23 protein-coding genes, 1 tRNA gene and 1 riboswitch are annotated in these 23,589 nt (G+C 66.5%); of the genes, 21 read left to right on the forward strand and 3 right to left on the reverse strand.

Annotated elements, in window-relative coordinates:
- The 11 genes from fliQ to PT85_RS00880 all read left to right on the forward strand — a co-directional run bounded on the left by fliQ (nucleotide 1) and on the right by PT85_RS00880 (nucleotide 10,817).
- Entirely contained in the window at nucleotides 1–270 is a 270-nt protein-coding gene (gene fliQ / locus PT85_RS00830; protein WP_027590862.1) for a flagellar biosynthesis protein FliQ, read from the forward strand.
- 6 nt (nucleotides 271–276) lie between these two features.
- On the forward strand, nucleotides 277–1,053 hold the full coding sequence (gene fliR, locus PT85_RS00835; RefSeq protein ID WP_027590861.1) for a flagellar biosynthetic protein FliR: 777 nt from the start codon (nucleotides 277–279) through the stop codon (nucleotides 1,051–1,053).
- Nucleotides 1,054–1,056: 3 nt separating this feature from the next.
- Nucleotides 1,057–2,193, forward strand: coding sequence for a flagellar biosynthesis protein FlhB (gene flhB / locus PT85_RS00840; protein ID WP_027590860.1), 1,137 nt, complete (start codon nucleotides 1,057–1,059; stop codon nucleotides 2,191–2,193).
- 65 nt (nucleotides 2,194–2,258) lie between these two features.
- Nucleotides 2,259–2,333: transfer RNA gene (locus PT85_RS00845), tRNA-Arg, on the forward strand.
- A gap of 240 nt (nucleotides 2,334–2,573) precedes the next feature.
- Nucleotides 2,574–3,890, forward strand: coding sequence for a lipopolysaccharide biosynthesis protein (locus PT85_RS00850; RefSeq protein WP_039605673.1), 1,317 nt, complete (start codon nucleotides 2,574–2,576; stop codon nucleotides 3,888–3,890).
- Nucleotides 3,890–4,804: an ATP-grasp fold amidoligase family protein gene (locus tag PT85_RS00855; RefSeq protein WP_175444375.1), complete on the forward strand. Its 915-nt coding sequence runs from the start codon at nucleotides 3,890–3,892 to the stop codon at nucleotides 4,802–4,804. Before PT85_RS00850 ends, PT85_RS00855 begins: the two co-directional genes overlap by 1 nt.
- A gap of 22 nt (nucleotides 4,805–4,826) precedes the next feature.
- Entirely contained in the window at nucleotides 4,827–5,777 is a 951-nt protein-coding gene (locus PT85_RS00860; protein ID WP_052237574.1) for a glycosyltransferase family 2 protein, read from the forward strand.
- Nucleotides 5,778–6,038: 261 nt separating this feature from the next.
- The gene (locus PT85_RS00865) at nucleotides 6,039–6,410 is read left to right on the forward strand and encodes a hypothetical protein (protein ID WP_039605674.1); all 372 of its coding nucleotides are present in this window, start codon (nucleotides 6,039–6,041) and stop codon (nucleotides 6,408–6,410) included.
- A 94-nt stretch (nucleotides 6,411–6,504) separates the two neighbouring features.
- Nucleotides 6,505–8,382 (forward strand): DEAD/DEAH box helicase, encoded by a 1,878-nt coding sequence (locus PT85_RS00870; protein ID WP_039605675.1) that lies wholly within the window; start codon nucleotides 6,505–6,507, stop codon nucleotides 8,380–8,382.
- Nucleotides 8,383–8,685: 303 nt separating this feature from the next.
- Nucleotides 8,686–10,296, forward strand: coding sequence for an ABC-F family ATP-binding cassette domain-containing protein (locus PT85_RS00875; RefSeq protein ID WP_039605676.1), 1,611 nt, complete (start codon nucleotides 8,686–8,688; stop codon nucleotides 10,294–10,296).
- Between the two features lie 80 nt (nucleotides 10,297–10,376).
- The gene (locus PT85_RS00880) at nucleotides 10,377–10,817 is read left to right on the forward strand and encodes a GNAT family N-acetyltransferase (protein WP_039560026.1); all 441 of its coding nucleotides are present in this window, start codon (nucleotides 10,377–10,379) and stop codon (nucleotides 10,815–10,817) included.
- A gap of 26 nt (nucleotides 10,818–10,843) precedes the next feature.
- On the opposite strand, the gene PT85_RS00885 is transcribed toward PT85_RS00880, so the two are convergent.
- Entirely contained in the window at nucleotides 10,844–11,383 is a 540-nt protein-coding gene (locus PT85_RS00885; protein WP_039560028.1) for a DUF3833 domain-containing protein, read from the reverse strand.
- A 12-nt stretch (nucleotides 11,384–11,395) separates the two neighbouring features.
- Entirely contained in the window at nucleotides 11,396–11,938 is a 543-nt protein-coding gene (locus PT85_RS00890; protein ID WP_052237575.1) for a chalcone isomerase family protein, read from the reverse strand.
- A gap of 127 nt (nucleotides 11,939–12,065) precedes the next feature.
- A riboswitch (cobalamin riboswitch) is annotated at nucleotides 12,066–12,286 on the forward strand.
- A 114-nt stretch (nucleotides 12,287–12,400) separates the two neighbouring features.
- Between PT85_RS00890 and btuB the strand changes: the two genes are divergently transcribed.
- The 10 genes from btuB to PT85_RS00940 all read left to right on the forward strand — a co-directional run bounded on the left by btuB (nucleotide 12,401) and on the right by PT85_RS00940 (nucleotide 23,010).
- Entirely contained in the window at nucleotides 12,401–14,296 is a 1,896-nt protein-coding gene (gene btuB, locus PT85_RS00895; RefSeq protein WP_039605677.1) for a TonB-dependent vitamin B12 receptor, read from the forward strand.
- 52 nt (nucleotides 14,297–14,348) lie between these two features.
- Nucleotides 14,349–14,921, forward strand: coding sequence for a hypothetical protein (locus tag PT85_RS00900; protein ID WP_039605678.1), 573 nt, complete (start codon nucleotides 14,349–14,351; stop codon nucleotides 14,919–14,921).
- A complete protein-coding gene (gene cobO / locus PT85_RS00905) occupies nucleotides 14,921–15,532 on the forward strand; it encodes a cob(I)yrinic acid a,c-diamide adenosyltransferase (RefSeq protein ID WP_039605956.1) in 612 nt (203 codons plus the stop codon). Before PT85_RS00900 ends, cobO begins: the two co-directional genes overlap by 1 nt.
- Nucleotides 15,529–16,821 (forward strand): cobyrinate a,c-diamide synthase, encoded by a 1,293-nt coding sequence (locus PT85_RS00910; RefSeq protein WP_039605679.1) that lies wholly within the window; start codon nucleotides 15,529–15,531, stop codon nucleotides 16,819–16,821. Before cobO ends, PT85_RS00910 begins: the two co-directional genes overlap by 4 nt.
- Entirely contained in the window at nucleotides 16,818–17,726 is a 909-nt protein-coding gene (gene cbiB / locus PT85_RS00915; protein WP_039605680.1) for an adenosylcobinamide-phosphate synthase CbiB, read from the forward strand. The genes PT85_RS00910 and cbiB overlap by 4 nt, the downstream gene beginning before the upstream one ends.
- Complete coding sequence (gene cobD / locus PT85_RS00920) at nucleotides 17,719–18,711, forward strand: threonine-phosphate decarboxylase CobD (RefSeq protein WP_039605681.1); 993 nt, start codon at nucleotides 17,719–17,721, stop codon at nucleotides 18,709–18,711. Before cbiB ends, cobD begins: the two co-directional genes overlap by 8 nt.
- Entirely contained in the window at nucleotides 18,699–20,159 is a 1,461-nt protein-coding gene (locus tag PT85_RS00925) for a cobyric acid synthase (protein WP_039605682.1), read from the forward strand. The genes cobD and PT85_RS00925 overlap by 13 nt, the downstream gene beginning before the upstream one ends.
- 89 nt (nucleotides 20,160–20,248) lie before the next feature.
- The gene (cobU, locus tag PT85_RS00930) at nucleotides 20,249–20,764 is read left to right on the forward strand and encodes a bifunctional adenosylcobinamide kinase/adenosylcobinamide-phosphate guanylyltransferase (protein WP_039560036.1); all 516 of its coding nucleotides are present in this window, start codon (nucleotides 20,249–20,251) and stop codon (nucleotides 20,762–20,764) included.
- Between the two features lie 156 nt (nucleotides 20,765–20,920).
- Complete coding sequence (locus PT85_RS00935) at nucleotides 20,921–21,958, forward strand: YjgN family protein (protein WP_027591184.1); 1,038 nt, start codon at nucleotides 20,921–20,923, stop codon at nucleotides 21,956–21,958.
- On the forward strand, nucleotides 21,955–23,010 hold the full coding sequence (locus tag PT85_RS00940; RefSeq protein ID WP_197058158.1) for a M48 family metallopeptidase: 1,056 nt from the start codon (nucleotides 21,955–21,957) through the stop codon (nucleotides 23,008–23,010). Before PT85_RS00935 ends, PT85_RS00940 begins: the two co-directional genes overlap by 4 nt.
- 40 nt (nucleotides 23,011–23,050) lie before the next feature.
- On the opposite strand, the gene PT85_RS00945 is transcribed toward PT85_RS00940, so the two are convergent.
- On the reverse strand, nucleotides 23,051–23,551 hold the full coding sequence (locus PT85_RS00945; RefSeq protein WP_052199700.1) for a hypothetical protein: 501 nt from the start codon (nucleotides 23,549–23,551) through the stop codon (nucleotides 23,051–23,053).
- Nucleotides 23,552–23,589: the final 38 nt, after the last annotated feature.

Genomic DNA, 23,589 nt, shown 5'->3' on the forward strand with positions numbered 1-23,589 from the left:
ATGACCCCTGAAGTCGCCGTCGACCTGTTCCGCAGCGCCCTGTGGCTGACCGCCGTGACGGTGGCCATCCTGGTGGTGCCCAGCCTGATCGCCGGTCTGATCGTCGCGGTGTTCCAGGCCGCCACGCAGATCAACGAGCAGACCCTGAGCTTCCTGCCACGCCTGATGGTGATGCTGGTGACGCTGATGTGGGCCGGCCCCTGGCTGGTGCGCCAGTGGCTGGAGTACACCGAGACGCTGGTGCACAACATCCCGTTTGTCATTGGGTGATGCGTAGTGCTTGAGCTGACCGACGCACAGATCGGCGGCTGGGTCAGTGCCTTCCTGCTGCCGCTGTTCCGCATTGGCGCACTGCTGATGGTCATGCCGGTGTTCGGCGGCAACCTGGTGCCGGTGCGCGTGCGCCTGTACCTGGCGCTTGCCATCACCCTGCTGCTGTCGCCCAATCTGCCGCCGATGCCCGAGGTGGATGCGCTTAACCTGCGCATGATGCTGCTGATCGCTGAGCAGATCCTCATCGGCGCGGTGCTCGGCTTCCTCCTGCAGCTGTTCTTCCAGATCTTCGTGGTGCTCGGCCAGTTCGTCTCCATGCAGATGGGCCTGGGCTACGCCTCGATGATGGACCCGGCCATGGGCGTTTCGGTGCCGCTGCTCGGCCAGTTCCTGCTCAACATGGCGACCCTGATGTTCCTGGCCATGAACGGCCACCTGGTGGTGTTCGAGGTGCTGGCCGAGAGCTTCATTACCCTGCCGGTGGGCAGCGGCTTCCTGGTCGAACACTACCGCGAGATCGCCGGCAAGCTCACCTGGGTGCTCGGCGCCGCGGTGCTGATCGCCCTGCCGGCGGTCACCGCACTGCTGGTGATCAACATGGCCTTCGGCGTCATGGCCCGCGCCGCGCCGCAGCTGAACATCTTCGCCATCGGTTTCCCGCTCACCCTGGTGATGGGCATGATCATCTTCTGGCTCAGCCAGGCCGACATCCTGGCGCATTTCCAGGCGCTCACCGTCGAGGCCCTGCAACTGCTGCGCGACTTCGCGCACGCGAGGTAATCCATGGCCGAGAACGAAAACGGCGCGGACAAGAGCGAACAGCCCACAGAGAAACGGCTCAGTGACGCCCGCAAGAAAGGTCAGATAGCCCGTTCCAAGGAACTCAACACCCTGGTGGTGATGCTGGCCGGCGCCGGCGGCCTGATGGCGTTCGGCGCCAGCCTGGGGCTGGGCATCCTGGATGTGATGAACGGCAGCTTCAGCGTCCGCCGCGACAGCCTCTACCACACCGACAGCATGGTCCTGCTGCTGCTCACCGCCGGCGAGCATGCGCTGATGTCCTTGCTGCCGCTGCTGATCCTGCTGCTGCTGGCCTCGATCGTCGGCCCGGTGATGCTCGGCGGCTTCCTGTTCTCGACCGAATCGCTGATGCCCAAGTTCAGCCGCATGAACCCCTTGTCCGGCCTCAAGCGCATGTTCTCCAAGACGTCGCTGGTGGAGCTGTTCAAGGCGATCGGCAAGTTCCTGGTGGTGCTGGCGGTGGCGCTGGTGGTGCTCAACCTCTACCAGGACGACATTCTGGCCCTGGCCCACCAGCCGCTGGAGGCCGCCATCCTCAACACCATCCTGATCGTCGGCTGGTGCGCGCTGTGGTTGTCCCTGGGGCTGATCTTCATCGCCCTGATCGACGTGCCGTACCAGATCTGGGACCACACCCAGAAGATGATGATGACCAAGCAGGAAGTGCGCGACGAATACAAGGACAGCGAAGGCAAGCCGGAAGTGAAGTCGCGCATCCGCCAGCTGCAGCGCGAGATCTCCCAGCGCCGCATGATGGCCGAAGTGCCCAAGGCCGACGTGATCATCACCAACCCGACGCACTTCGCCGTGGCCCTCAAGTACGACGAATCCCAGGCCGGCGCGCCGCTGCTGCTGGCCAAGGGCGTCGACCAGATCGCCCTGAAGATTCGCGAGATCGGTAACGAGCACAAGGTGACCGTGGTGGAATCCCCGGCCCTGGCGCGAGCGGTGTACTACTCCACCGAGCTGGAACAGGAGATTCCCGCCGGACTCTACATGGCCGTGGCCCAGGTGCTGGCCTACGTCTACCAGATCCGCCAGCACCAGGCAGGGCAGGGCAAGAAGCCCGGCCCGCTGCCCGACCTGCCCATTCCGGACGAGCTGCGCCGGGACAATTGAGGCATGACAAACCGCCGGCGGCTGGGTAACATTCCGCCCGCCGCGCAACCCGGCACCCCTCCCGCGTCCCCTTAGTTCAACGGATAGAATAAGCCCCTCCTAAGGGCTAGATGCTGGTTCGATTCCAGCAGGGGACGCCATCAGCTCTTCCGCTGACTTCCACCGACTTCCGCTCAACCGCTCTAAATCGCTGCTTTCAAGCAAAAAAGCGAATTTATGGGTTTCAGATTTCCAGTCGCTTCCAGAAATTGATCACCGGGGCTCATAGACCAGGCGGTTCGGCTTCCTCAGAACAAACCCGCGCGTGCCGCAGTCCGATGGAAGGCTTTCGAATCAGAAGTGCAGCAGTCTCTGGCAAAACCCTGAACCTGGACTGACGCATGCGCACTGTGTCTAACACCCTTATCGAGCTGAGCCGGCGCCCCTTCGTGCGCAATGTGTTGGCCGTGGTCACCGGGACCGCCACTGCCCAGGCGATCACCATCGCCTTTGCGCCGGTGATCACCCGCCTGTACGGGCCCGAGTCATTTGGGCAACTGGGGGCGTTCATGGCTCTCCTGAATGTTCTGGCCCCGATAGCCGCTCTCACCTATCCCATTGCGATTGTGCTCCCCAAGAAGGATGAGGACGCGCTGGCGATTGCCAAGTTGTCGGTATTGCTGGCCTTGAGCGTCACGGTGCTGGTTGCGCTCGCCTTGTTTTTCTCGGCGGAGCAACTGGCCGGGTCACTCGGCTTGCAGGCCATCGCCGATTTCCTGATGTTGATTCCCGTGGCCATGTTCTTCGCCGCCTGCATGCAGGTGGCTGAGCAATGGCTTATTCGCAAGGGCAAGTTCTCGGTCACGGCGCGTGTGGCGATCATTCAGTCACTACTGCTGAATGTGGGTAAGGCGGGCCTCGGCGTTTTCTACGCAGGGGCCGGTGTGCTGGTGGGCCTGGCCGTCGCGGGGCGCGTGCTGCATGCCGCGATGCTCGCAGCCGGGGCGGGGCTGTTCTCGGGCCGTTCAGGCGGCAGAACAACACTGACGGAGCTGTTGGGCTGCGCTCGTATCCATGCCGACTTTCCATTGTTCCGAGCGCCGCAAGTCCTGCTGAACGCGCTGTCGCAAAGTTTGCCCATCGTGCTGCTGGCCAGCCTGTTCGGACCGGCGTCGGCGGGTTTCTACACCTTGGCCAGAACCGTCATGGCGGTACCTTCCATGCTGATTGGCAAATCGGTCAGCGATGTCTTCTATCCGAAGTTCACCGAGGCCGCCCATGCGGGCAAGCCGCTTGCGGGGCTGATATACAAGGCAACGGCAGCGCTGGCTGTGGTCGGGGTCTGTCCTTTCCTGCTTGTGGTGTTGCTGGGTCCCTGGTTGTTCGCGCTGGTGTTTGGCAGCGAATGGCGGGTTGCGGGGGAGTACGGCCAATGGCTGGCTTGCTGGCTGTTCTTTGGATTCATCAATCGGCCCAGTGTCGCGGCCATCGCGGCGTTGTCGTTGCAGAAATCTTTCCTGCTCTATGAGATCGCGCTCGTGGTCATTCGGGTCGTGGCGATCTATGCCGGCTTCTTCGTGTTTGAGAGCGACCGGGTTGCCGTGGCTGCCTTCAGCCTGACAGGGGCGATCATGAACGTGCTGCTGATCAGCGCCACGATCATGGCCTGCTCCAGGAAATCCGCAGCCGGCGGACTCGTGCAAGGTGCAACGGGATGATGGGTCGACTGCTGAACAGGCTTATCGAGCATTCGCCGGATTGCATTTTCTATCGCGCCCGCTATTGGCAGCACCACGGGCGCTTGTGTGATTTTCAAAATCCTCGATATTTCTCCGAAAAGATATTCCACAGGATGCGCTATCCGCACCCTGCCTATTCTTATCTGGCGGACAAGTTTGCGGTGAGGAATTATCTCGCTGCGACGGTGGGCGAGCAGTATCTGGTGCCGGTATATCTCGTTTGCGAAGACGTTTGCGCCGAAACGTTCGAAGGATTGCCAACGGCATTTGTCATGAAGGCCAATCACAGTGCTGGCCAGGTGAAAATCGTTCATTGCAAGGACCAGGAAAATCCGGAGACGCTGGCCCGTCTGGCCAGGCATTGGCTCGCCTCGGACTTTTCGACGCGCTACCGAGAAAAGCATTACAGAGACATCAAGCCAGCGATTCTCTTTGAACAGCCGCTGCTCACCGACGGCCAACCGCCGGACGACTACAAATTCAATGTATTCAATCCGGGTGACGGGGCTGAGCCTTTTGTTTTCATACAGCATATACACGGGCGTTTGGCAAATCCCACGCAAGGCCTCTATCTGGAGGACTGGAGCGTGGCCTCGTTTCTGCGCAGGGGTAAAAATGCCAGCGCCGAACCCGTTGCCAAGCCTACGTGGCTCGAGGAGATGTTGCGTATTGCAAAGCACCTCGCGGCCCCCTTTGGCTATCTGCGGGTCGATTTCTATATTCATCAAGGGAGGGTTTACATCGGCGAGCTCACTTTCACCCCAGCCGCGGGCTCGTATCGCTTTGAACCGGCGGAATGGGATGAGTGGCTGGGTAGGCAGTTTGGATGGCCGGAAAAACCCAGGCTGCCGCCTTTACATCAAGGGACCGCGTTCCGGGGCGAGTGCTTATGATGACTTTCGAATCAAAAAGCCCATGAAAGATCCTCTGGTTTCGATTTTGATCCCGGCATTCAATGCGGAGCGATATGTTTCCCCCTGTGTGGAAAGTGTGCTCTCGCAGGAATATGGAAAACTCGAAGTCATCGTGGTGGACGATGGATCCAGCGACGGAACTCTGGAAGCGCTTTCCAAATATAAGAATATAAAAGTTATCACGCAGTCTAACCAGGGCGCTTGCGCTGCACGCAACCAGGCACTGGGCGCGGCAAGGGGGACGTATATAAAGTTTCTGGATGCAGACGATTTTCTGCATCCAGGCGCTATACGCTCACAAGTGGACGTGATCCTGCGGCTGAATTCAAGTTCCATCGTGTATGGTGACTACAGCATCCTGCGAGAAGGCGCAGTAAAAACTGTCAGCAATGTTGTCATACAGCAAGACAGCGAGCAGTTGGCGCAGTTGGTCATGGCCAATCTCATGACGTCTACACCGCTGCATAGAAAAACCCTGCTGGATAAGGTTGGCGGATTCGATGTCAGGTTCAAGAGTAGCCAGGAATGGAATCTGCACGTCCGTCTTGCTGCCTTGGGCACCCAGTTCGTCTATCACCCCCAGGAAATATATATGCACCGTGTGCATTTCTCGGAAGATCGCATCAGTATCAAAAGGAGAAAGTCCCCCAGTCGCCTGGAATATGAAAAGCAGAAGATGCTGATGACGCTGCATTCGGTAGAGCAACATGCCTCGGCAAAAAGCCGTGCGGCGTTTGCTGCACGCCTGTGGGATATAGGCCGTGAGGCCCTGCGGGAAGGGCGGGAAGACTTGGCGAGCGAGTGTTTCGATCTGGCCAGGCAACTGTCGATAAGCGACCTAAAACTGTTCTGGCCGACCTTGTATAAAATCAATCACCGCCTGTTTGGTGTCAGGGGCGCCGAGAAACTCAGCCAGCTCACCCTGCGCTTCAAAAAAAGCCTGTTCTATTGAGCCAGGGGGGATGCCGGACAACTTGATATTGGACACCCGACATGTTGGCCGGGGCTGGGAACATGTTGGGCGAGCTGGTTCCTTCTGAAGAACCTGCTCATTTCGCTGGGAGCGCTGCTGCCCCACTGAAACGGACGACCGGCCTGTCGCGGCGCTGCTTTGCGGCGCGACCTCCGCCATTCGTCGCGCTAGGCGCTGGGAAGTGCCCAAGGCACACTGGATGGCAGCTTTTTCCCATCCGTTGTCGTTATTGGAGCACGCATGAAGTCCGCACCCAAGGTCACCGCCGTCCGCTTCACCAGTGCCGCTTATAAAGGGTCACTGATGGCCTTTCTGGGCGTGCTGTTTCTGCTCAACTCCCTGGCGTTGCTGGTTGGCGTGATGAGTTCTCTGGTGCCGGTAATCGTTCAGGGCGCATTGCTGTGGCTGATCGTCGGCAACCACCGCAAGGTTCGTCTGTTGGTGCAGGTATGGTGCGGCGTGCTGGTGATCTCCGGGCTTTACGGTGTGGTGTCCCGGCTGCTGGCGCCCGAGTTCAACGGCGTCGCGATGGGCAAGGATTTCCTGGTGGGAGTGTTTGCCGCCTACTTCCTGGTTTATGCGAGCCGGTACATCGAAGACGTGAAGGTGTAGACGCGAGACGGAGCGGCAGCTTTGCCACGCTGTTTGCGTCAGGGTTGTTTCGCAAAAGGTAAGCTCGGTCTGTAACCAGGGATGGTGTAGATACATGGCTCGTTCTTTCCCCGTTCGCTCGCAGTGCCGGTTCGATACCACGGGCGAGCGCCGTTTCGCCGAGCGGCTGGATAAGCTGCTCGAAGACGATTACCTGTGCTGGTACAACGTGCCGATTGGCCCGAAAGTTCGCTATCCGGACTTCGTGGTGCTGCATCCGCGGCGTGGCGTGCTGGTGCTGGAGGTCAAGGACTGGAAGTTGTCCACCATTCAGTCCGCCGACAAGAGCAGCGTGGTGCTGCTGACCCACGAGGGCATCAGACGCGCCAGCAACCCGCTCACGCAGGCCCGTGTCTATGCGCTGGAGCTGCAGGTTCTGCTGAAATCCGACCCCTTGCTGCGCCAGGGCGCGAAAGCGCCGAGGCCGGGGGAGCTGATCATGCCCTGGGGCTGGGGCGTGGCGCTGACCAACATCACCCGGCGCCAGTTCGAGCAGACGGACCTGGGCGAGGTACTCAATCCGCAGCAGGTGATCTGTCAGGACGAGATGACCGCGTCGGTGGATGCCGAAGCATTCCAGCAGCGCCTGTGGGGCATGTTTCCCCAGGTGTTTCCCTGTGCGCTCAGCCTGCCGCAGATCGACCGAGTGCGTTTTCACTTGTTCCCGGAAATCCGCGTCAGTGCCCAGCCGGGGCAGTTCGGCCTGTTCGGGCCTGGGGAGGCGGAGCTGCCCAGCCTGATCAAGGTGATGGACTTCCAGCAGGAGCAACTGGCGCGCTCGCTGGGGGATGGGCATCGGGTGATCCACGGGGCGGCGGGCAGCGGCAAGACGATGATCCTCGGCTACCGCTGCGCACATCTGGCCAAGGCCACTGTTAAGCCGATTCTGGTGCTCTGTTTCAACCGCTCGCTGGCCGGGCGGTTGCGCCAGGTTATGGTTGAGAAAGGACTCGGCGAGAAGGTTTCGGTACAGCACTTCCATGGCTGGTGCAAGGAAATGCTCACCGCCTACAACGTCGGGCTGCCGGCCGGAAATCGCAACGTCAATGTCTATCTGGCGGCGCTTGTGGAAAAGACCATGGAGGCCGTGGAGCGGGGATTGATCCCCCGTGCGCAGTACGCGGCGGTGATGATCGACGAGGGCCACGACTTCGAGCCGGACTGGTTCCGGCTGGTAGTGCAGATGGTCGACCCGAGCAGCAATTCCCTGCTGGTGCTCTACGATGACGCCCAGTCGATCTACCGGAGCAAGAAGCAGGGGCTGGACTTCAGCTTCGCCAGTGTCGGTGTCCAGGCTCAGGGACGCACCACGGTGCTCAAGCTCAATTACCGCAACACCCTGGAGGTGCTGACGGTGGCGCGTGCCTTTGCCGACGATCTGTTGTGCGGACGCGAAGCCGGCGATGACGGCGTGCCGATCATCACCCCGCAAAGCGCGGGTCGGCGCGGTGCGTTTCCGGAGCTGATCGCGTGTGCCGGAGATCGGGAGGAGGGGGAGCTGATCGTGGCGCGGCTGCGCGATGAGCAGGCTGCGGGCCGGTCGCTGAGCGACATGGCCATTCTCTATCGCTACACGCGGCAGGCGGCCGTTCTTGAGCAGGTGCTGGAGCGGGCCAACATTCCCTTTGCTTCCGGTGCGGACAACGGCCTGGCGCGTGATGAGCTGTTCGGGTCCCAGGACAGCGTGAAGATTGTCAGTATGCACTCCAGCAAGGGCCTGGAATTCGGCCTGGTGGTCATTCCGATGCTGGGCCAGATGCCCGACTCGAGGAAGCCTGAAGCCGACGAGGCTCGCTTGTTGTATGTGGCCATGACGCGTGCCATCGACCGGTTGCTGATGACGTATCAGCAGCCTTCGGAGTTTACCCAGCGGGTGCAGAGGGCTATCAGCGGGGTAACGAGCGAGTTGGGTGAGGTGCTGGAGACCACCTGAGCAGGGCCGCTGCTCAGGCACAGTCTGGATACGGGCACCCGGGCAGCTGGACAGGCGTTGAGCGAGCGGTGGTGGGTTACTACCAAAAGCCCTACGCCAGGTGCACCGCTTCAGGGCGCATCGCCGCCGGGCTCCTGAACGGCTGCGGTGCTGCGCCTCGCCGGGCTGTCTTGGCATGTGTGATACGGGCTCCTAGAATCTCGCCACATTCACTCTTCGAGGTATTGCTCCCATGCGCCATTGATGCCGCCGTCGACAGGACGGCCGTTGAACCGCCCCGTTCCTGGCATCTCCGGAGGTCGCATGACGAGTCCCTTTCTTGCGCTGGAAAGCGTTTCCCACGTTCTGCCGGACGGCAGAACGCTCTTCTCCAATCTGTGCGAACAGTTCGACGCCCGCCCGACGGGGTTGGTCGGACGCAATGGCGTGGGCAAGACGGTCCTGGCGCGCATCCTGGCCGGCCAGTTGCAGCCCAGCGCCGGGCGCTGTGTGGCTTCCGGTCGCGTGCATTATCTGGCTCAGCAGGTGGCGGCACCGGAGGCCACGGTGGCCGATCTGGTCGGTATGCGGGAAACACTGGAGGCCCTGGCGCGCATCGAGACGGGCAGTTGCGCGGCCGAGGATTTCGAGGCGGTGGGCGAGCGCTGGGATGTGCGTGAGCGATTGCGGCACGAGCTGGAGCGCAATGGCCTCGGCTATCTGGACGCTGCGACGCCCGCCACCGCGCTCAGCGGCGGCGAGGCCATGCGCGTCGCGCTGATCGGTGCGCTGCTCTCGGAGGCGGACTTCCTGATCCTCGACGAGCCCAGCAACCACCTGGATCGGCCAAACCGACAGGCGCTGATCGGGCAGTTGCAGCGCTGGTCGCGCGGTTTGCTGGTGGTCAGCCATGACCGGGAGCTGCTGAACGCGATGCAGCACATCGTGGAGCTGTCAGCGCTAGGCCTGCGCAGCTACGGCGGCAACTACGACTTCTACGCCCAGGCCAAGGCCCGGGAGCGCCAGAGCGCAATTGAAAGCCTTGAGCAGGCCAAGACGCAGCGCCGCCGTGAGGAACAGACCTTGCGCGAACAGCGCGAACGCCAGGAACGCCGTCAGGCTCGCGGCAACCGGCAGGGCAGGGAAGCCAACCAGGCGAAGATCCTGCTGGATCGCCAGAAGGAACGCAGCGAAGCGTCGGCGGGCAAGCTGCGCCAGCAGCAGGCGGCCGCCCGAGAACAGCTTGCCCGGCGTGTGCGCGAGGCCGCGCGGCAGGTGGAGGACGAGACGGTCGTCGTGCTGCATGCCGTGCCGGTCCCCCAGGCGGCGCAACGGCGGGTGGCGGAGTTGGAAACAGTAACGCTGCCGTTCGTTGCGGCCGCCACCCGTCACATCAGCCTGACGATCACCGGACTGCAGCGGATCGGTGTGTTGGGGCCCAACGGTTGTGGCAAGTCCACGCTGCTCAAGGTGCTCGCCGGGCAGTTCGAACCCCTGGCAGGAAGCTGCAAGATCGCGGCGCAGAGGGTTTATCTGGATCAGCGGCTGGCCACCCTCGACCCGCAACGCCCGGTGCTCGATCAGCTGCGTTCGGCCAACCGCGTGGCCAGCGAAAGCGCACTGCGCATGTGGCTGGCGCAGCTTGGCCTGGATGCGCAGCGGGTGACGATGCCCAGCGGGACGCTCAGCGGCGGGGAACGCCTGAAGGCGGCGTTGGCCTGCGCGCTGTACGCCGAACCGGCGGCGCAGCTGCTGCTGCTCGATGAGCCGAGCAACCATCTGGACCTGGCCTCGACGCAGGCGCTGGAAGCCATGCTGCGCGGCTACGCCGGTGCGCTGCTGGTCGTTTCCCACGATGAGGTTTTCCTGGAAGGGCTGGCGCTGACCCATCGCCTGGAAGCCACCGAGCAGGGCTGGGTGCTGGGGTTCTGGTGAAGCGGAGCAGGGGAGGTTACCGCTGCGTAAACCGCATAAGCTAGCTGCCTCCATTTGCATCAGCGCATACGAGACCCAGCATGCATATCATCAGCGTCACCCCAAACGAAGTGGGGCTTGTGGCCCCGTTGTTCGACCAGTACCGGGTCTTCTACCGGCAGCCCAGCGATCCGGCGCTGGCCCAGGCATTCATCGCCGAGCGGGTGGCCAACCGCGAGTCGGTAATCTTCCTCGCCCTGCAAGACGGCGAGCCCGTGGGCTTCACCCAGCTGTACCCGAGCTTCTCGTCGGTCTCGGCGCGGCGCACCTGGATTCTCAACGACCTGTACGTGGTTCCGTCCTGCCGCGGGCAGGGAGTGGGCAGCGCATTGCTGGAACGGGCCAGGGCCCATGCGCAGGCGACCGGCGCCAAGGGCCTCGGTTTGCAGACGGCAGTGGACAACCTCAACGCCCAGCGGCTGTACGAGGCGCTGGGTTATCGGCGGGAGGAGGGGTTCTACAGCTATTTTCTTGCCGTGTAAGCCGGCCAGGCTGCGCGGCCAATCCGCTACGCCCCCTCCGCCCCGCGCTTGCGGAAGAACAGCGTGATCTGCCCGACCTCGACGCCGAACTTGGTCATGAACGAGCGATTGGCCAGGGTGTGTTCGTCGATCAGGTACATCCAGTCGTCCAGCTTCACGTCGTAGACGCTGTCGCCCACCGGCAGGCGCAGGGTGTAGCGCAGGCGCAGGGCGTTGCCGGCGACCTGCAGGTGGCCTTCGCCGACCACGTCGTGGGCGGTGCCGCGCCAGTGATCGGGGCCGTCCGGGGTGAAGGTCCACACGCGGCGGTCGGTGCTGCCGTCGCTGAAGGTGAAGTCCTCTTCGAGGATCAGTTGCTCGCCGCGCGAGTAGCCGTTGATCGCCACGCTGAAACGCTTGACCACCTCGCCCGAGCGTTTCTGGAACATGCCCCAGGCGTCCACCCGGCCGGTGAAGTACTGGCGCAGGTCGAGGGGCGGGGTCTGGTCGCGGTAGTGGTCCACCTCCACGGCGCAGCCGGCCAGGGCGACGGCAAGGGACAACAGCAGGGCAAGGCGCTTGAACATGGCGGTCTCCGGTCAGGGGCGGGCGTCGCCCAGCAGGCGGGCGCGCAGTTCGGGGTTGCGGGTGCGCGGGTCGAGCCAGATGGCGAAGAACGCGCGGGCGAATTCCGGGTCGGCGATCTCGTGCTGCAGGCGTGTGCCGGCATAGAAGCGCGCGCCCTGGTCCGGCAGGTGTACGCCGATGATGCGCTCGCCGGGCTGCACATCGACGAACGCCCGCCGCATCTGCGCCTGCCAGCGCTGCAGCTGGGCGGCATTGATGGCATCGCCATTCAGGCGACGGATTTCCTTGAGGCTGGCCTCGACCAGGTCGTCGCGCTCGATGCTGCGGTGATAGGTGAGTTCCAGGGCGAACGGCGCATCGGCGCGAAACGGCTCGGTGGGACTCCACAGCCGCGCGGTGTAGATGCGGAAGCCGAACAGTCGCAGGTCGCCACCGCCGATCAGACGCGCCTCGGGCAAGGCGTCCTGCCAGCTGGCCTGTGCGGCGCCGGCGAGCAGCAGCAGGCTGAGCGCACAGGAATGGGCGATGTGGCGCAGTGCAGAGAGCGTGATCATCTTGGGAGCCCGCAGCAGTCGATACCTGCCCATAAATCTATACGAATACTTAAAAATGTACAGGTTTTGCGATGACCAGCAGGCGATGAACAGCTGTGCGCATTGACGCTGCCGTCCGGGATCACTACCCTGCGCGCCAGCTTCAGGTGCCCCCGTTCGCGGGGGTGAAACAGGGAAGCCGGTGCGCCACGCTCTGACCGTGGCAATTCCGGCGCTGCCCCCGCAACGGTAGGCGAGTCTAGAAACCGCAGTTGGCCACTGTGCTCCGGCATGGGAAGGCGCGGTATTCGGGAACCCCCACGGGTTCCGCTCGCAAGCCCGGAGACCGGCCTGGCGCATTTCCACGGCAGTGCGGCGGGCGCTGGGCTGATGGGCGTGCCCTGGCGCGCGTCCGCATCTTTCGTTCTCCGTCTGTGGTCGTCGACCTTGAGTCGTGCGGGTAGGCACGACGGAGTTCATCCCTTGATTCGCAAGCCTGTTGATCGTCCGGCCGCCGGTGTGCTGCTGGGCGTCGTTTCGCTTTACCTTTCTCTTTCCTGTGTGTCCCTGGCGCTGGCCGCCGAGCCGCTGCTGCTGGCCGAGTCGGTGGTGACCGCCACCCGCACCGAGCAGGCGACGGTAGCGATCGCCTCCAGCAGCGTCATCACCCGCGAGGACATCGAGCGCCAGCAGCCGCGCGACGTGCCGGAGCTGCTGCGCAGCCTGGCCGGCGTCAACGTGTGGAGCAACGGCGGCAGGGGCAAGGCCACCACCGTGTCGCTGCGCGGCACCCACGACAAGCACCTGCTGGTGCTGGTCGACGGCATCAAGATCGGCTCCGCCACCTCCGGCAGCGCGGCGTTGCAGAACATCCCGGTCGAGCAGATCGAGCGCATCGAAGTGGTGCGCGGCCCGCGCTCCAGCCTGTATGGCTCGGAGGCCATGGGTGGGGTGATTCAGATCTTCACCCGCCAGGCCCAAGAAGTCGGGTTCACGCCGGGTTTCGCCGTCAGCGCCGGCAGCCGCTCCACCTACCGGGGTAGCGCCGGACTGCAGGGCAGCAACGGACCGGGCTGGTTCAGCCTCGGGCTGGTGAGCGAGTCCACGGACGGCATCAACGCCCGCAGTTTCCGGCCGGCCGCGCCGGCCGCCTACGAGCCGGACGCCGACGGTTTCCGCGAACACTCGGCGTCGCTGCGTGGCGGCTACCGCTTCGCCGGTGGACTGGAGCTGGACGCCAACTGGCTGCAGAGCGAAAACCGCAGCGAGTTCGACAGCCGCAACACGCGCGGCACCTCCGGTTTCGACGCCTACAGCGAAGGCGATCTGCAGGTGCTGGGGTTGCGCGCGCGCTTCACGCCGCTGGCGGCCTGGAACGTCACCCTGCAAGGCGGGCACAGCGAGGACCGCAGCGAGAACTTCCAGGACGATCGCCTGTACTCCCGCTTCGACACCCTGCGCGACAGCCTCGCCTGGCAGAACGATATCCGCCTGGGCGCCGGTCAACTGCTCAGCCTGGGGCTGGACTACCAGCGCGACCGCATCGACACCACCAGCCGGTACGCCGAGGACTCGCGCTTCAATCGCGGGGTGTTCGCGCAGTACCAGGCGCGCTTCGGCCGCCACGGCCTGCAGGCCGCGCTGCGCCACGACCGCGACGAGTTCTTCGGCGGTCACGGCACCGGCAGCCTGGCCTGGCGCTATGCGCTCAGCGACGCGCTGAGCCTCAGCGCCTCTTACGGCACCGCCTTTCGCGCACCGACCTTCAACGATCTCTACTATCCGGCCAGCGCGTCGACCGCCGGCAACCCGGATGTGCAGCCGGAAACCTCGCAGAGCTACGAGCTGGGCCTGGAAGGCGGCCAGGCGTGGGGCGAGTGGAGCCTGCATGCCTTCGAGAACCAGATCGACGACCTGATCGAGTGGCAGGGCCGCAGCCCGATGCGCCCCACCAACATCAGCAGTGCGCGGATACGCGGACTGGAGGCCTTTGCCGGCACCGAGCTGTGGGGCTGGCGGCTGACCGGCAACCTCACCCTGCTCGACCCCCGCGACCTCAGCCCGGAGAACCGCGGCCACCTGCTGCCGCGTCGCGCCAAGCGCAGCCTGAACCTGGACCTGGAGCGCCGCTTCGGCGCCTTCGGGGTGGGCGCCGGGGTGTTCGCCAACAGCTACCGCTTCGATGCCGAGGAAAACAGCGACGACCAGCGCCTGCCCGGCTATGCGCTGGTCGATCTGCGCGCCGACTACCACCTCAGTGCCGAGTGGAAGGCACAGGTGAAGGTCAGCAACCTGCTCGACCGCGACTACCAGACCGCCCAGACCTACGAGCAGCCGGGCCGTGCCGTGCTGTTCAGCGTGCGCTACCAGGCGCTTTGACCCCATCCCAACCTGGCCCGGGTTTGCCGGGCCTTCAACAAGGAGTAGCGAGATGCCCCATCTGTCGCCCCGTGTCCAACTCATCGTGGGCCTGGCCCTGGCCGCCTTGCTGGCCATGACCCGCGGTCACCACTTCGCCAGCGTGGAAAGCCTGCCCAGCGCCTCCTGGGCGGTGTTCTTCCTGGCTGGTGTGTTCGTGCGTTCGCGCTGGGCGTTCCCGGCGCTGTTTCTGGAAGCAGTGGCGCTGGACTTCGGCGCCCTGTGGAGCGGCGCGGTAAGCGACTGGTGCCTCTCGCCGGCCTACTGGATGCTGGTGCCGGCCTACGGCGCGCTGTGGTTCGGCGGCCGGCTGTTCGCCAGCCGCGCGCAGCGGGGCGTGCGGCAACTGCTGTGGCTGGCGCTGTGTGTGGCCGGTAGCGCCCTGGTCGCCCATCTGGTTTCCAGCGGCGGCTTCTACTACTTCTCCGGTCGCTACCCTGAACCGACCTTTGCCGGGCTGATCGAGCGCCTGACGATCTACTACCCGCGCTACCTGTCCACCCTGGCGATGTACGTCAGCTTCGCGGCGGTGCTCTACGTGGCGCTGTCCACCGGCATGCGCGGCGTGGCGCGGCGGGCCGCATGATGGGCGAGTCCGCCGAACGCGATGCCCGCCACCAGGCGCGCATGCAGCGCAAGAAGGCAGTGGTCGACGAGAAGATCGCCGCCGCCCGCGACGAGTACGGCCTGCTGCTGGTGCACACCGGCAACGGCAAGGGCAAGAGCAGCTCGGCCTTCGGCATGGTCGCCCGCGCCCTGGGTCACGGGCTGAAGGTCGGCGTGGTGCAGTTCATCAAGGGTGCGGCGAGTACCGGCGAGGAGGCGTTCTTCCGGCGCTTCCCCGAACAGGTGCGCTACCACGTGATGGGCGAGGGCTTCACCTGGGAAACCCAGGACCGCCAGCGCGACATCGCCCGGGCCGCTGAGGCCTGGGCGGTGGCCCGCGCGTTGCTGGCCGATCCGGACATCGCCCTGGTGGTGCTCGATGAGCTGAACATCGCCCTCAAGTACGGCTACCTGGAACTGGACGCGGTGCTGGCCGACATCCAGGCGCGACCCGCGATGCAGCACGTGGTGGTCACCGGGCGCGGCGCGCCGCCGGGGCTGGTCGAGGCCGCCGACACGGTGACCGAGATGGCGCTGGTCAAGCACGCCTTCCAGGCCGGGGTGAAGGCGCAGCAGGGGATCGAGTTTTGAATGCCCGTCGCTGCCCGGCCCTGCTGATCGCCGCCCCCGCCTCGGGGCAAGGCAAGACCACCGTCACCGGCGCGCTGGCGCGCCTGCATCGTCGCGCCGGCCGCCGCGTAAGGGTGTTCAAGTGCGGGCCGGATTTCCTCGACCCGATGATCCACGAGCGCGCCAGCGGCGCGCCGGTCTACCAGCTCGACCTGTGGATGGTCGGCGAAGCGGAGTCGCGGCGTCTGCTCTGGGAGGCGGCCGGCGAGGCCGATCTGATCCTCATCGAGGGGGTGATGGGCCTGTTCGACGGCGCGCCCTCGGCCGCCGACCTGGCGCGGCGTTTCGGCGTGCCGGTGCTGGCGGTGATCGATGGCAGCGCCATGGCGCAGACCTTCGGCGCGCTGGCCCACGGCCTGGCCAGCTTCCAGCCGGACCTGCCGTTCGCCGGGGTGATGGCCAACCGGATCGGCAGCCCGCGCCACGCCGAGATCCTGCGCGACAGCCTGCCGGCCGGGCTCACCTGGTACGGCGCGCTGCCGCGCAGTGCCGCGCTGGAGCTGCCCAGCCGCCACCTCGGGCTGGTGCAGGCGGCGGAGCTGGCCGATCTGGACCAGCGCCTGGACGCCGCTGCCGAGGCCATCGCCGCCACCGCCGGGGCGCAATTGCCCGCGCCGGTGGTGTTCGTCGCGCCGGTCACGCAGGCGCTGGAGCCCCTGCTGGCCGGGGTGCGTATCGGCGTGGCGCGCGACGCCGCCTTCGGCTTCCTCTACCAGGCGAACCTCGATCTGCTGCGCGCGTTGGGCGCCGAGCTGGCGTTTTTCTCGCCGCTGGCTGACGCCACGCTGCCGGCGGTGGACAGCCTGTACCTGCCTGGCGGCTACCCCGAACTGCACCTGGCGCAACTGGCCGGCAACCCCAGCATGCTGGACGCCATCCGCGCCCACCACGCGGCCGGCAAGCCGATCCTCGCCGAGTGCGGCGGCATGCTCTACCTGCTCGAACGGCTGACCGACCGGCACGGCGCCAGCGCCAGGCTGGCCGGCCTGCTGCCAGGCCAGGCGACCCTGCAGCCGAAACTGGCGGCACTGGCCCTGCAGGCGGCGGCGCTGCCGGAGGGCACCTTGCGCGGGCACACCTTCCATCACTCCGTGCTGGATTGCGCGCTGGCGCCGCTGGCGCGCGGCGAGTGCCCGAACTACCGGCGCACCGCCGAGGCGGTCTATCGCCTCGGCCGGCTGACCGCCTCCTACATCCACTTCTACCTGCCGTCCGACCCGCAGGCGGCAGCCGGGTTGCTGCGGCCATGAGCCTGCTGCTCGGCGCGCTGGCCGGGGTGGCGCTGGATGCCCGCTTCGGCGAGGTGCGGCGCTGGCATCCGCTGGTGGGCTTCGGCCGGCTGGCGCAGTGGCTGGAAGGCCGGCTGAACGGCGCGGGCGGGCGCGGCGGGCGGGCGCACGGGGTGCTCGGCTGGTGTCTGGCGGTGCTGCCGCCGGTGCTGCTGGCCGGCTGGCTCGGTACGCGGTTCGGCGGGTGGTGGGATGCGCTGGCGCTGTATTTCGCCCTCGGCCTGAACAGCCTGGCGCAGCACGCCCTGCCGGTGGCGCAGGCACTGCGCCTGGGACAGCTGGACGAGGCGCGGCGGCGGGTTGGCTACCTGGTCAGCCGCGACACTACCCAACTGGACGCCGCCGGCGTGGCCCGCGCTGGCACCGAGTCGGTGCTGGAGAACGGTTCGGACGCGGTATTCGCCGCGCTGTTCTGGTTCCTGGTCGGCGGTGCGCCGGGGGTGGTGCTCTACCGGCTGGCCAACACGCTGGATGCCATGTGGGGCTACCGCAACGCGCGTTTCGAGCGCTTCGGCTGGGCCGCGGCGCGCATCGACGATGCGCTCAACTACGTGCCGGCACGGCTGGTGGCGATCACCTATGCGCTGCTCGGTGACACCCGCCGGGCGCTGCGCTGCTGGCGCCGTCAGGCGCCGCAGTGGGACAGCCCCAACGCCGGCCCGGTGATGGCCGCCGGCGCCGGTGCGCTGGGCCTCAGCCTGGGCGGCGCGGCGAGCTACCACGGGTGCGAGGAACAACGCCCACGCCTCGGCGAGGGGCCGCCGGCGCGGGCGCGAGACATCGAACGTGCGCTGAACCGCGTCTACGCCGGGGTGCTGCTGTGGCTGGCGCTGCTGTTGGCCGTCGGAGGCGTGCTCCATGCTTGAGCACGGCGGACGGCTGCGCCAGGCCGCGCGGCACCATGGCATTCCGCTGGCGGACTGGCTGGACCTGTCCACCGGACTGGCGCCGCAGGCCTGGCCGCTGGGCGAGCTGCCGGCCGACGCCTGGGCGCGCCTGCCGGAGGACGACGACGGCCTGGCGGAGACCGCCGCCGCCTGTTACGGCGCCGCGCGCGCCCTGCCGGTGGCCGGCAGCCAGGCGGCCATCCAGGCGCTGCCGGGCCTGCGCGCCGCGTGCCGGGTCGGCGTGCTCGAGCCCTGCTACGGCGAACATGCCCACGCCTGGGCCGGGCACGATCTGCACCGGCTCGCCGCCGAGGACATCGAGGCCCGCCTCGACGCACTGGAAGTGCTGGTGCTGGCCAATCCCAACAACCCCAGCGGCCAGGTGTTCGCCCCGGCGCAGCTGCTCGACTGGCACGCGCGACTGGCGAAGCGAGGCGGCTGGCTGCTGGTCGACGAGGCGTTCGTCGACTGCACGCCGGAGCTGAGCCTGGCCGCCCAAAGCCAGCGGCCGGGGCTGATCGTGCTGCGCTCGTTCGGCAAGTTCTTCGGCCTAGCCGGCATTCGCCTCGGCTTCGTGCTGGCCGAGGCGACCCTGCTGGACCGCCTGCGGGCGCGGCTCGGCCCCTGGACGGTCAGCGGCCCGGCGCGGGTGCTGGGCGTGCAGGCACTCGACGCGGCGCAGGCCGATGCGCGCCGGCAGCGGGCCGCCGCGTTGCGCGCGCAGGGCGACCGGCTGGCGGCGTTGCTTGGCCACCACGGCTGGCCGCCGAGTGGCGGCTGCGCGCTGTTCCAGTGGGTCCGCACGGCGCGCGCTGCGAAACTGCACGCGTTTCTGGCCCGGCGGGGCATTCTCGTTCGCCACTTCGCTCAACCGGCCAGCCTGCGTTTCGGCCTGCCGCCCGACGAGCCCGGCTGGCAACGCCTCGAAACCGCCTTGAAGGAGTTCTCCCGATGCCCACCCTGATGGTGCAGGGCACCACGTCCGATGCCGGCAAAAGCACCCTGGTGACCGCATTGTGCCGCTGGCTGGCGCGCCAGGGCGTGGCGGTGGCGCCGTTCAAGCCACAGAACATGGCGCTCAACAGCGCGGTGACCGTCGACGGTGGCGAGATAGGCCGCGCCCAGGCGGTGCAGGCCCAGGCCTGTGGGCTGGCGCCGCACAGCGACATGAACCCGGTGCTGCTCAAGCCCACCACCGACATGGGCGCGCAGGTGATCATCCACGGCCGCGCGGTGGGCAACATGCACGCGGTGGCCTACCACGACTACAAGCGTATCGCCCGCCAGACGGTGCTGGCGTCACACCGCCGGCTGTGCGACGCCTACCCGGTGGTGTTGGTGGAGGGGGCGGGCTCGCCGGCGGAAATCAACCTGCGCGCCGGCGACATCGCCAACATGGGGTTCGCCGAGGCGGTGGACTGCCCGGTGATCCTGGTCGCCGACATCGACCGCGGCGGGGTGTTCGCCCATCTGGTCGGCACCCTGGCGCTGCTTTCGCCGGGCGAGCAGGCGCGCGTGCAGGGCTTCGTCATCAACCGCTTTCGCGGCGACCTCGGCCTGCTGCAACCGGGCCTGGACTGGCTGGAGCGGCACACCGGCAAACCGGTGCTGGGCGTGCTGCCGTACCTGATGGATCTGCACCTGGAAGCCGAGGACGCGGTGGACGCACGCCAGGCCGACAAGGCCGAGGAGCCGCTGCGCGTGGTGGTGCCGGCGCTGCCGCGCCTGAGCAACCACACCGATGTCGACCCGCTGCGCCTGCACCCGCAGGTGGACGTGCGCTTCGTCGGTCCCGGCCAGCCGATCCCGCCGGCCGACCTGATGATCCTCCCCGGCTCGAAGAGCGTACGCGCCGACCTGGCGTTCCTGCGCGCCCACGGCTGGGAGGCGGCGATCCAGCGCCACCTGCGCTACGGCGGCAAGCTGCTGGGCATCTGCGGCGGCCTGCAGATGCTTGGCACGCGCATCGACGACCCGTTGGGCCTGGAAGGGGAGCCAGGTTCCAGCGCCGGCCTCGGCCTGCTGGACTTCGCCACGGTGCTGGAGGCGGACAAGCAGTTGCGCAACGTGCGCGGCGTGCTGGCGCTGGAACAGGCTGAAATCACGGGCTACGAAATCCATGCCGGGGTCAGCCACGGCCCGGCGCTACGGCGGCCGGCCGTGCGGCTGGACGACGGCCGCCCGGACGGTGCGCTGAGCGCCGACGGGCAGATCATGGCCACCTACCTGCACGGCCTGTTCGAGCAGCCAGCGGCCTGTGCTGCGCTGCTGCGCTGGGCCGGGCTGTCTCAGGTGCAGGCGGTGGATTACCCGGCGCTGCGCGAGCGCGATATCGAGCGCCTGGCCGATCTGGTCGAGGCGCACCTGGACACCGACCGGCTGCGGGCGCTGTGTGGGTTGAGGCATGTGTAGCGTGAGGAAACGAACCGGAATTCAAGGTGGAAAAGACCTGCGGTCGTTTTCCACCCAGCCCAGGATTTCACCCATCGAGAGGCTTGACGATGCTTGAACTGATTCTCGGCGGCGCCCGCTCCGGCAAGAGTCGGCTGGCCGAACAGCGCGCCGCCGGCAGCGGCCTGGCCGTGACCTACGTCGCCACCGGCCAGACGCTGGACGGCGAGATGGCCGCGCGCGTCGCCCATCATCGCGCGCGCCGGCCGGAGCACTGGGGGCTGGTGGAGGAGCCGCTGGCGCTGGCCCGGGTGCTGCGCGAGCAGGCGGCGCCGGACGGCTGCCTGCTGGTCGACTGCCTGACCCTGTGGCTCACCAATCTGCTGATGCTGGACGACCCTGCGCGCCTGGCCGTCGAGCGCCAGGCGTTGCTGGAAACCCTGCCGGAGCTGCCGGGGCGGATCATCCTGGTCAGCAACGAAACCGGCCTGGGGGTGGTGCCGCTGGGCGAACTGACCCGCCGCTACGTCGACGAGGCCGGCTGGCTGCACCAGGCGCTGGCCGCCGCCTGCCAGCGCGTCACCTTCACGGTGGCCGGTCTGCCGATGGAGCTCAAGGGCGACTGAAAGTGTGCCGCTGACAGCAAAACCGGCCGTCAGACACCAAGCACTGATTATAAAGTGCCATCATCCTCTCTAAGATGCATACCCGTCGCGGCCGGACCGGCCGCGTACCCAGCCCCGAAGGGCTTCTCTACCCACGATTTCTAAGGAGAACGACAGATGTCGGACGCAGTGGCAGCGCCGCAGGACGCACGGATCGAGGGCGCAACCGCCCGCCGGCAGGCGCGCAACCTGCCTTTTCAATTCAATGGCAACGGATTCGAGTTCTTCCGCATCTGGATCGTCAACATCCTGCTGTCCATCGTCACCCTGGGCATCTATTCGGCCTGGGCCAAGGTGCGCACCCAGCGCTACTTCTACGGCAACACCCGGCTGGATGACAGCAGCTTCGAGTACCTGGCCAATCCGGTGGCGATCCTCAAGGGCCGCGTGATCGCCTTCGCCTGCCTGGTGGCCTACAGCGTGGCGAACCAGGTGTCGGTGACCCTCGGCCTGGTGGCGCTGGCGCTGTTCCTGCTGGCGCTACCGTGGATGCTGGTGCGCGGCCTGAGCTTCCGTAACCACAACAGCGCCTGGCGCGGAGTGCGTTTCGGCTTCGATGGCACCTACGGTGGCGCGGCGATGGCCTTCGTGGTCTGGCCGCTGCTGGGCGCGCTGACCCTGGGCCTGCTGATTCCGCTGGCCGTGCATCGCCAGCAGCGCTTCATCGCCGACAACAGCCGCTTCGGCACCACGCGCTTCGAGCTGAAAGTGGGCGTCGGCCCCTTCTACATGGCGTTCCTGGTGGTGCTGGCCATCGCCATCATCGGCGGCCTGCTGGGCGTTCTGCTGGGCACCGCCGTGCCACTGCTGATGCCGGTGCTGATGACGGCGGCCTACCTGGTGCTGTTCGCCTTCATCAGCGTGCGCCTGACCAACCTGACCTACGGCAACCTGCATCTGGGCGCCAATCGCCTGCAGTCGCGCTATGACCTGGGCAGCTACCTGCTGCTGATGCTCGGCAACCTGCTCGGCCTGGTGCTGACCCTCGGCCTGTTCTACCCGTGGGCCAAGGTGCGCAACGCCCGCTACGCAGCCGAGCACATGAGCCTGCAGGCGGGTGATGACCTGGAAGGCTTCGTTGCCGCGCGTCAGCAGGAAGTCTCGTCGCTGGGCGGCGAGATGGGCGAGCTGTTCGACGTGGGCGTCGGCCTGTGAGTGGTTCGGCCAGCCCGCCGATCCTCGGTAGCTACTATGCGGGCTCGTCCCGTCCGACCCCGGCTCGCCTGCTGGTGGAGGAGGGCGCGGTGCAGGTACGCGATGGCGATCAACTGCTGGCCGGGCCCGTGCCGCTGGATGCGGTGGCGATCAGCTCGCGGCTGGGCAATACCCCGCGCATGCTGCGCTTCGCCGACGGCGGCAGTTTCGAGACGGCCGATAACGCGGCTGTCGATCGCCTGCTGAGCGGCAGCGGCCGGCGGCACGGACTGGTGCACCGGCTGGAATCCAGCCTGCGCTACGTGCTGCTCGGTGTGCTGGTGACGGTGCTGTTCGTCTGGGGCGGGGTGCGCTACGGCATTCCGGCGCTGGCCGAGGGGGTGGCCTTTGCGCTCCCCGAATCGGTCAGCCGCCAGGTGGGCCAGGGCGTGCTGGACGTGCTCGACCAGCAGGTGCTGTTTCCCAGCGAGCTGGCCGAGGATGAGCGGGCCCGCCTGCGCGAGCGCTTCGCACCGCTGCTGCAGCGTGACGGTGCGCCGATCCGCCTGGAATTCCGCAGGGCCGCCGAGCAGATCGGCGCCAACGCCTTCGCCCTGCCGTCGGGCACGGTGGTGTTCACAGATCAGTTGGTGACGCTGGCCGGGCACGACGAGGAACTGCTGGCGGTGCTGGCCCACGAAATCGGCCACGTCGAGCGCCGCCATGGGCTGCGCCAGGCGCTGCAGGGTTCGGCCCTTGGCCTGGTGGTGATGACCGTGACGGGGGACCTGTCCTCGGTGTCGTCGCTGGTCGCCGCGATCCCGGTGCTGCTCACCCAGCTCGGCTATTCCCGCGACTTCGAGCACGAGGCCGACCGCTTCGCCGCCGAGCTGCTGGCCGAGCAGGGCATCGACGCCCGGCGTCTCGGCGAGATCCTGGCGCGCCTGGAGCGCGCCGCGCGTACTTGCCCGCCCGACGAGGAACCCTGCCCGCAGGAGGCGGGCGGCTGGACGCGCTACCTGTCCACCCACCCGCCGACCGCAGAGCGCCGGCGCCTGCTGGGCGATTTCTGAGGAGACGTGCCGGCCGGGGTAATCCGGCCGGTCTCGCCGGTCACTGCGCTGGCTGGGCGGGTGTATTACCCCGGTACTGCTGGTGCAGCATCATCTGGTCCATCATCTGCTGCTGCATTTCCAGGCGCCTGTCCATCATGTACTGGCGCTGGGCCTGCTGTTCGGGCGTAAGGTTCGAATATCCCTGCCAGCCCATCCGGTGGCCGGCCCCCATCATGGGGCCGCCCATTCTTCCAGGGCCGCCCATTCCGCGCATCGTCTGCATGTTCTGGTGCAGGGTGTTCCAGTGTTCCTGAAGGAGCCGCTGGCGCTCGTTCGGGTCCTGGGTCTGCTGGATCTTCTCCATCTGGGCCTGCATTTTCTGCAGGTTCTCCTGCATGCGGTCCATCTGTTTGTCGAACTCGCCGATGTCCGGGGCGTTCGCGGCTGGCTGCTGCGCCTGGGGAGCTGCGTCCTGGGCAGGGGCCGGGTCTGCGGCGGCGACCCAGGCCGGTGATAGCGACGTGGCGATCAAGAGTAAGGCCTGAGGGATGTTGTTCATGTCGAGCGACCTGTGTGGTGTGGGTTGGGCAATGCGAC

Source organism: Pseudomonas flexibilis (genome assembly GCF_000806415.1).
In the GTDB taxonomy this organism is placed as follows: Bacteria; Pseudomonadota; Gammaproteobacteria; order Pseudomonadales; family Pseudomonadaceae; genus Serpens; species Serpens flexibilis.

What these genes read in the sequence shown, in the direction of transcription:
- fliQ (WP_027590862.1), top strand. Translation starts at nt 1, where the DNA reads ATGACCCCTGAAGTCGCCGTCGACCTGTTCCGCAGCGCCCTGTGGCTG.
- flhB (WP_027590860.1), top strand. Translation starts at nt 1,057, where the DNA reads ATGGCCGAGAACGAAAACGGCGCGGACAAGAGCGAACAGCCCACAGAG.
- PT85_RS00850 (WP_039605673.1), top strand. Translation starts at nt 2,574, where the DNA reads ATGCGCACTGTGTCTAACACCCTTATCGAGCTGAGCCGGCGCCCCTTC.
- PT85_RS00855 (WP_175444375.1), top strand. Translation starts at nt 3,890, where the DNA reads ATGGGTCGACTGCTGAACAGGCTTATCGAGCATTCGCCGGATTGCATT.
- PT85_RS00860 (WP_052237574.1), top strand. Translation starts at nt 4,827, where the DNA reads ATGAAAGATCCTCTGGTTTCGATTTTGATCCCGGCATTCAATGCGGAG.
- PT85_RS00865 (WP_039605674.1), top strand. Translation starts at nt 6,039, where the DNA reads ATGAAGTCCGCACCCAAGGTCACCGCCGTCCGCTTCACCAGTGCCGCT.
- PT85_RS00870 (WP_039605675.1), top strand. Translation starts at nt 6,505, where the DNA reads ATGGCTCGTTCTTTCCCCGTTCGCTCGCAGTGCCGGTTCGATACCACG.
- PT85_RS00875 (WP_039605676.1), top strand. Translation starts at nt 8,686, where the DNA reads ATGACGAGTCCCTTTCTTGCGCTGGAAAGCGTTTCCCACGTTCTGCCG.
- PT85_RS00880 (WP_039560026.1), top strand. Translation starts at nt 10,377, where the DNA reads ATGCATATCATCAGCGTCACCCCAAACGAAGTGGGGCTTGTGGCCCCG.
- PT85_RS00885 (WP_039560028.1), bottom strand. Translation starts at nt 11,383, where the DNA reads ATGTTCAAGCGCCTTGCCCTGCTGTTGTCCCTTGCCGTCGCCCTGGCC.
- PT85_RS00890 (WP_052237575.1), bottom strand. Translation starts at nt 11,938, where the DNA reads ATGATCACGCTCTCTGCACTGCGCCACATCGCCCATTCCTGTGCGCTC.
- PT85_RS00900 (WP_039605678.1), top strand. Translation starts at nt 14,349, where the DNA reads ATGCCCCATCTGTCGCCCCGTGTCCAACTCATCGTGGGCCTGGCCCTG.
- cobO (WP_039605956.1), top strand. Translation starts at nt 14,921, where the DNA reads ATGGGCGAGTCCGCCGAACGCGATGCCCGCCACCAGGCGCGCATGCAG.
- cbiB (WP_039605680.1), top strand. Translation starts at nt 16,818, where the DNA reads ATGAGCCTGCTGCTCGGCGCGCTGGCCGGGGTGGCGCTGGATGCCCGC.
- cobD (WP_039605681.1), top strand. Translation starts at nt 17,719, where the DNA reads ATGCTTGAGCACGGCGGACGGCTGCGCCAGGCCGCGCGGCACCATGGC.
- PT85_RS00925 (WP_039605682.1), top strand. Translation starts at nt 18,699, where the DNA reads ATGCCCACCCTGATGGTGCAGGGCACCACGTCCGATGCCGGCAAAAGC.
- cobU (WP_039560036.1), top strand. Translation starts at nt 20,249, where the DNA reads ATGCTTGAACTGATTCTCGGCGGCGCCCGCTCCGGCAAGAGTCGGCTG.
- PT85_RS00935 (WP_027591184.1), top strand. Translation starts at nt 20,921, where the DNA reads ATGTCGGACGCAGTGGCAGCGCCGCAGGACGCACGGATCGAGGGCGCA.
- PT85_RS00945 (WP_052199700.1), bottom strand. Translation starts at nt 23,551, where the DNA reads ATGAACAACATCCCTCAGGCCTTACTCTTGATCGCCACGTCGCTATCA.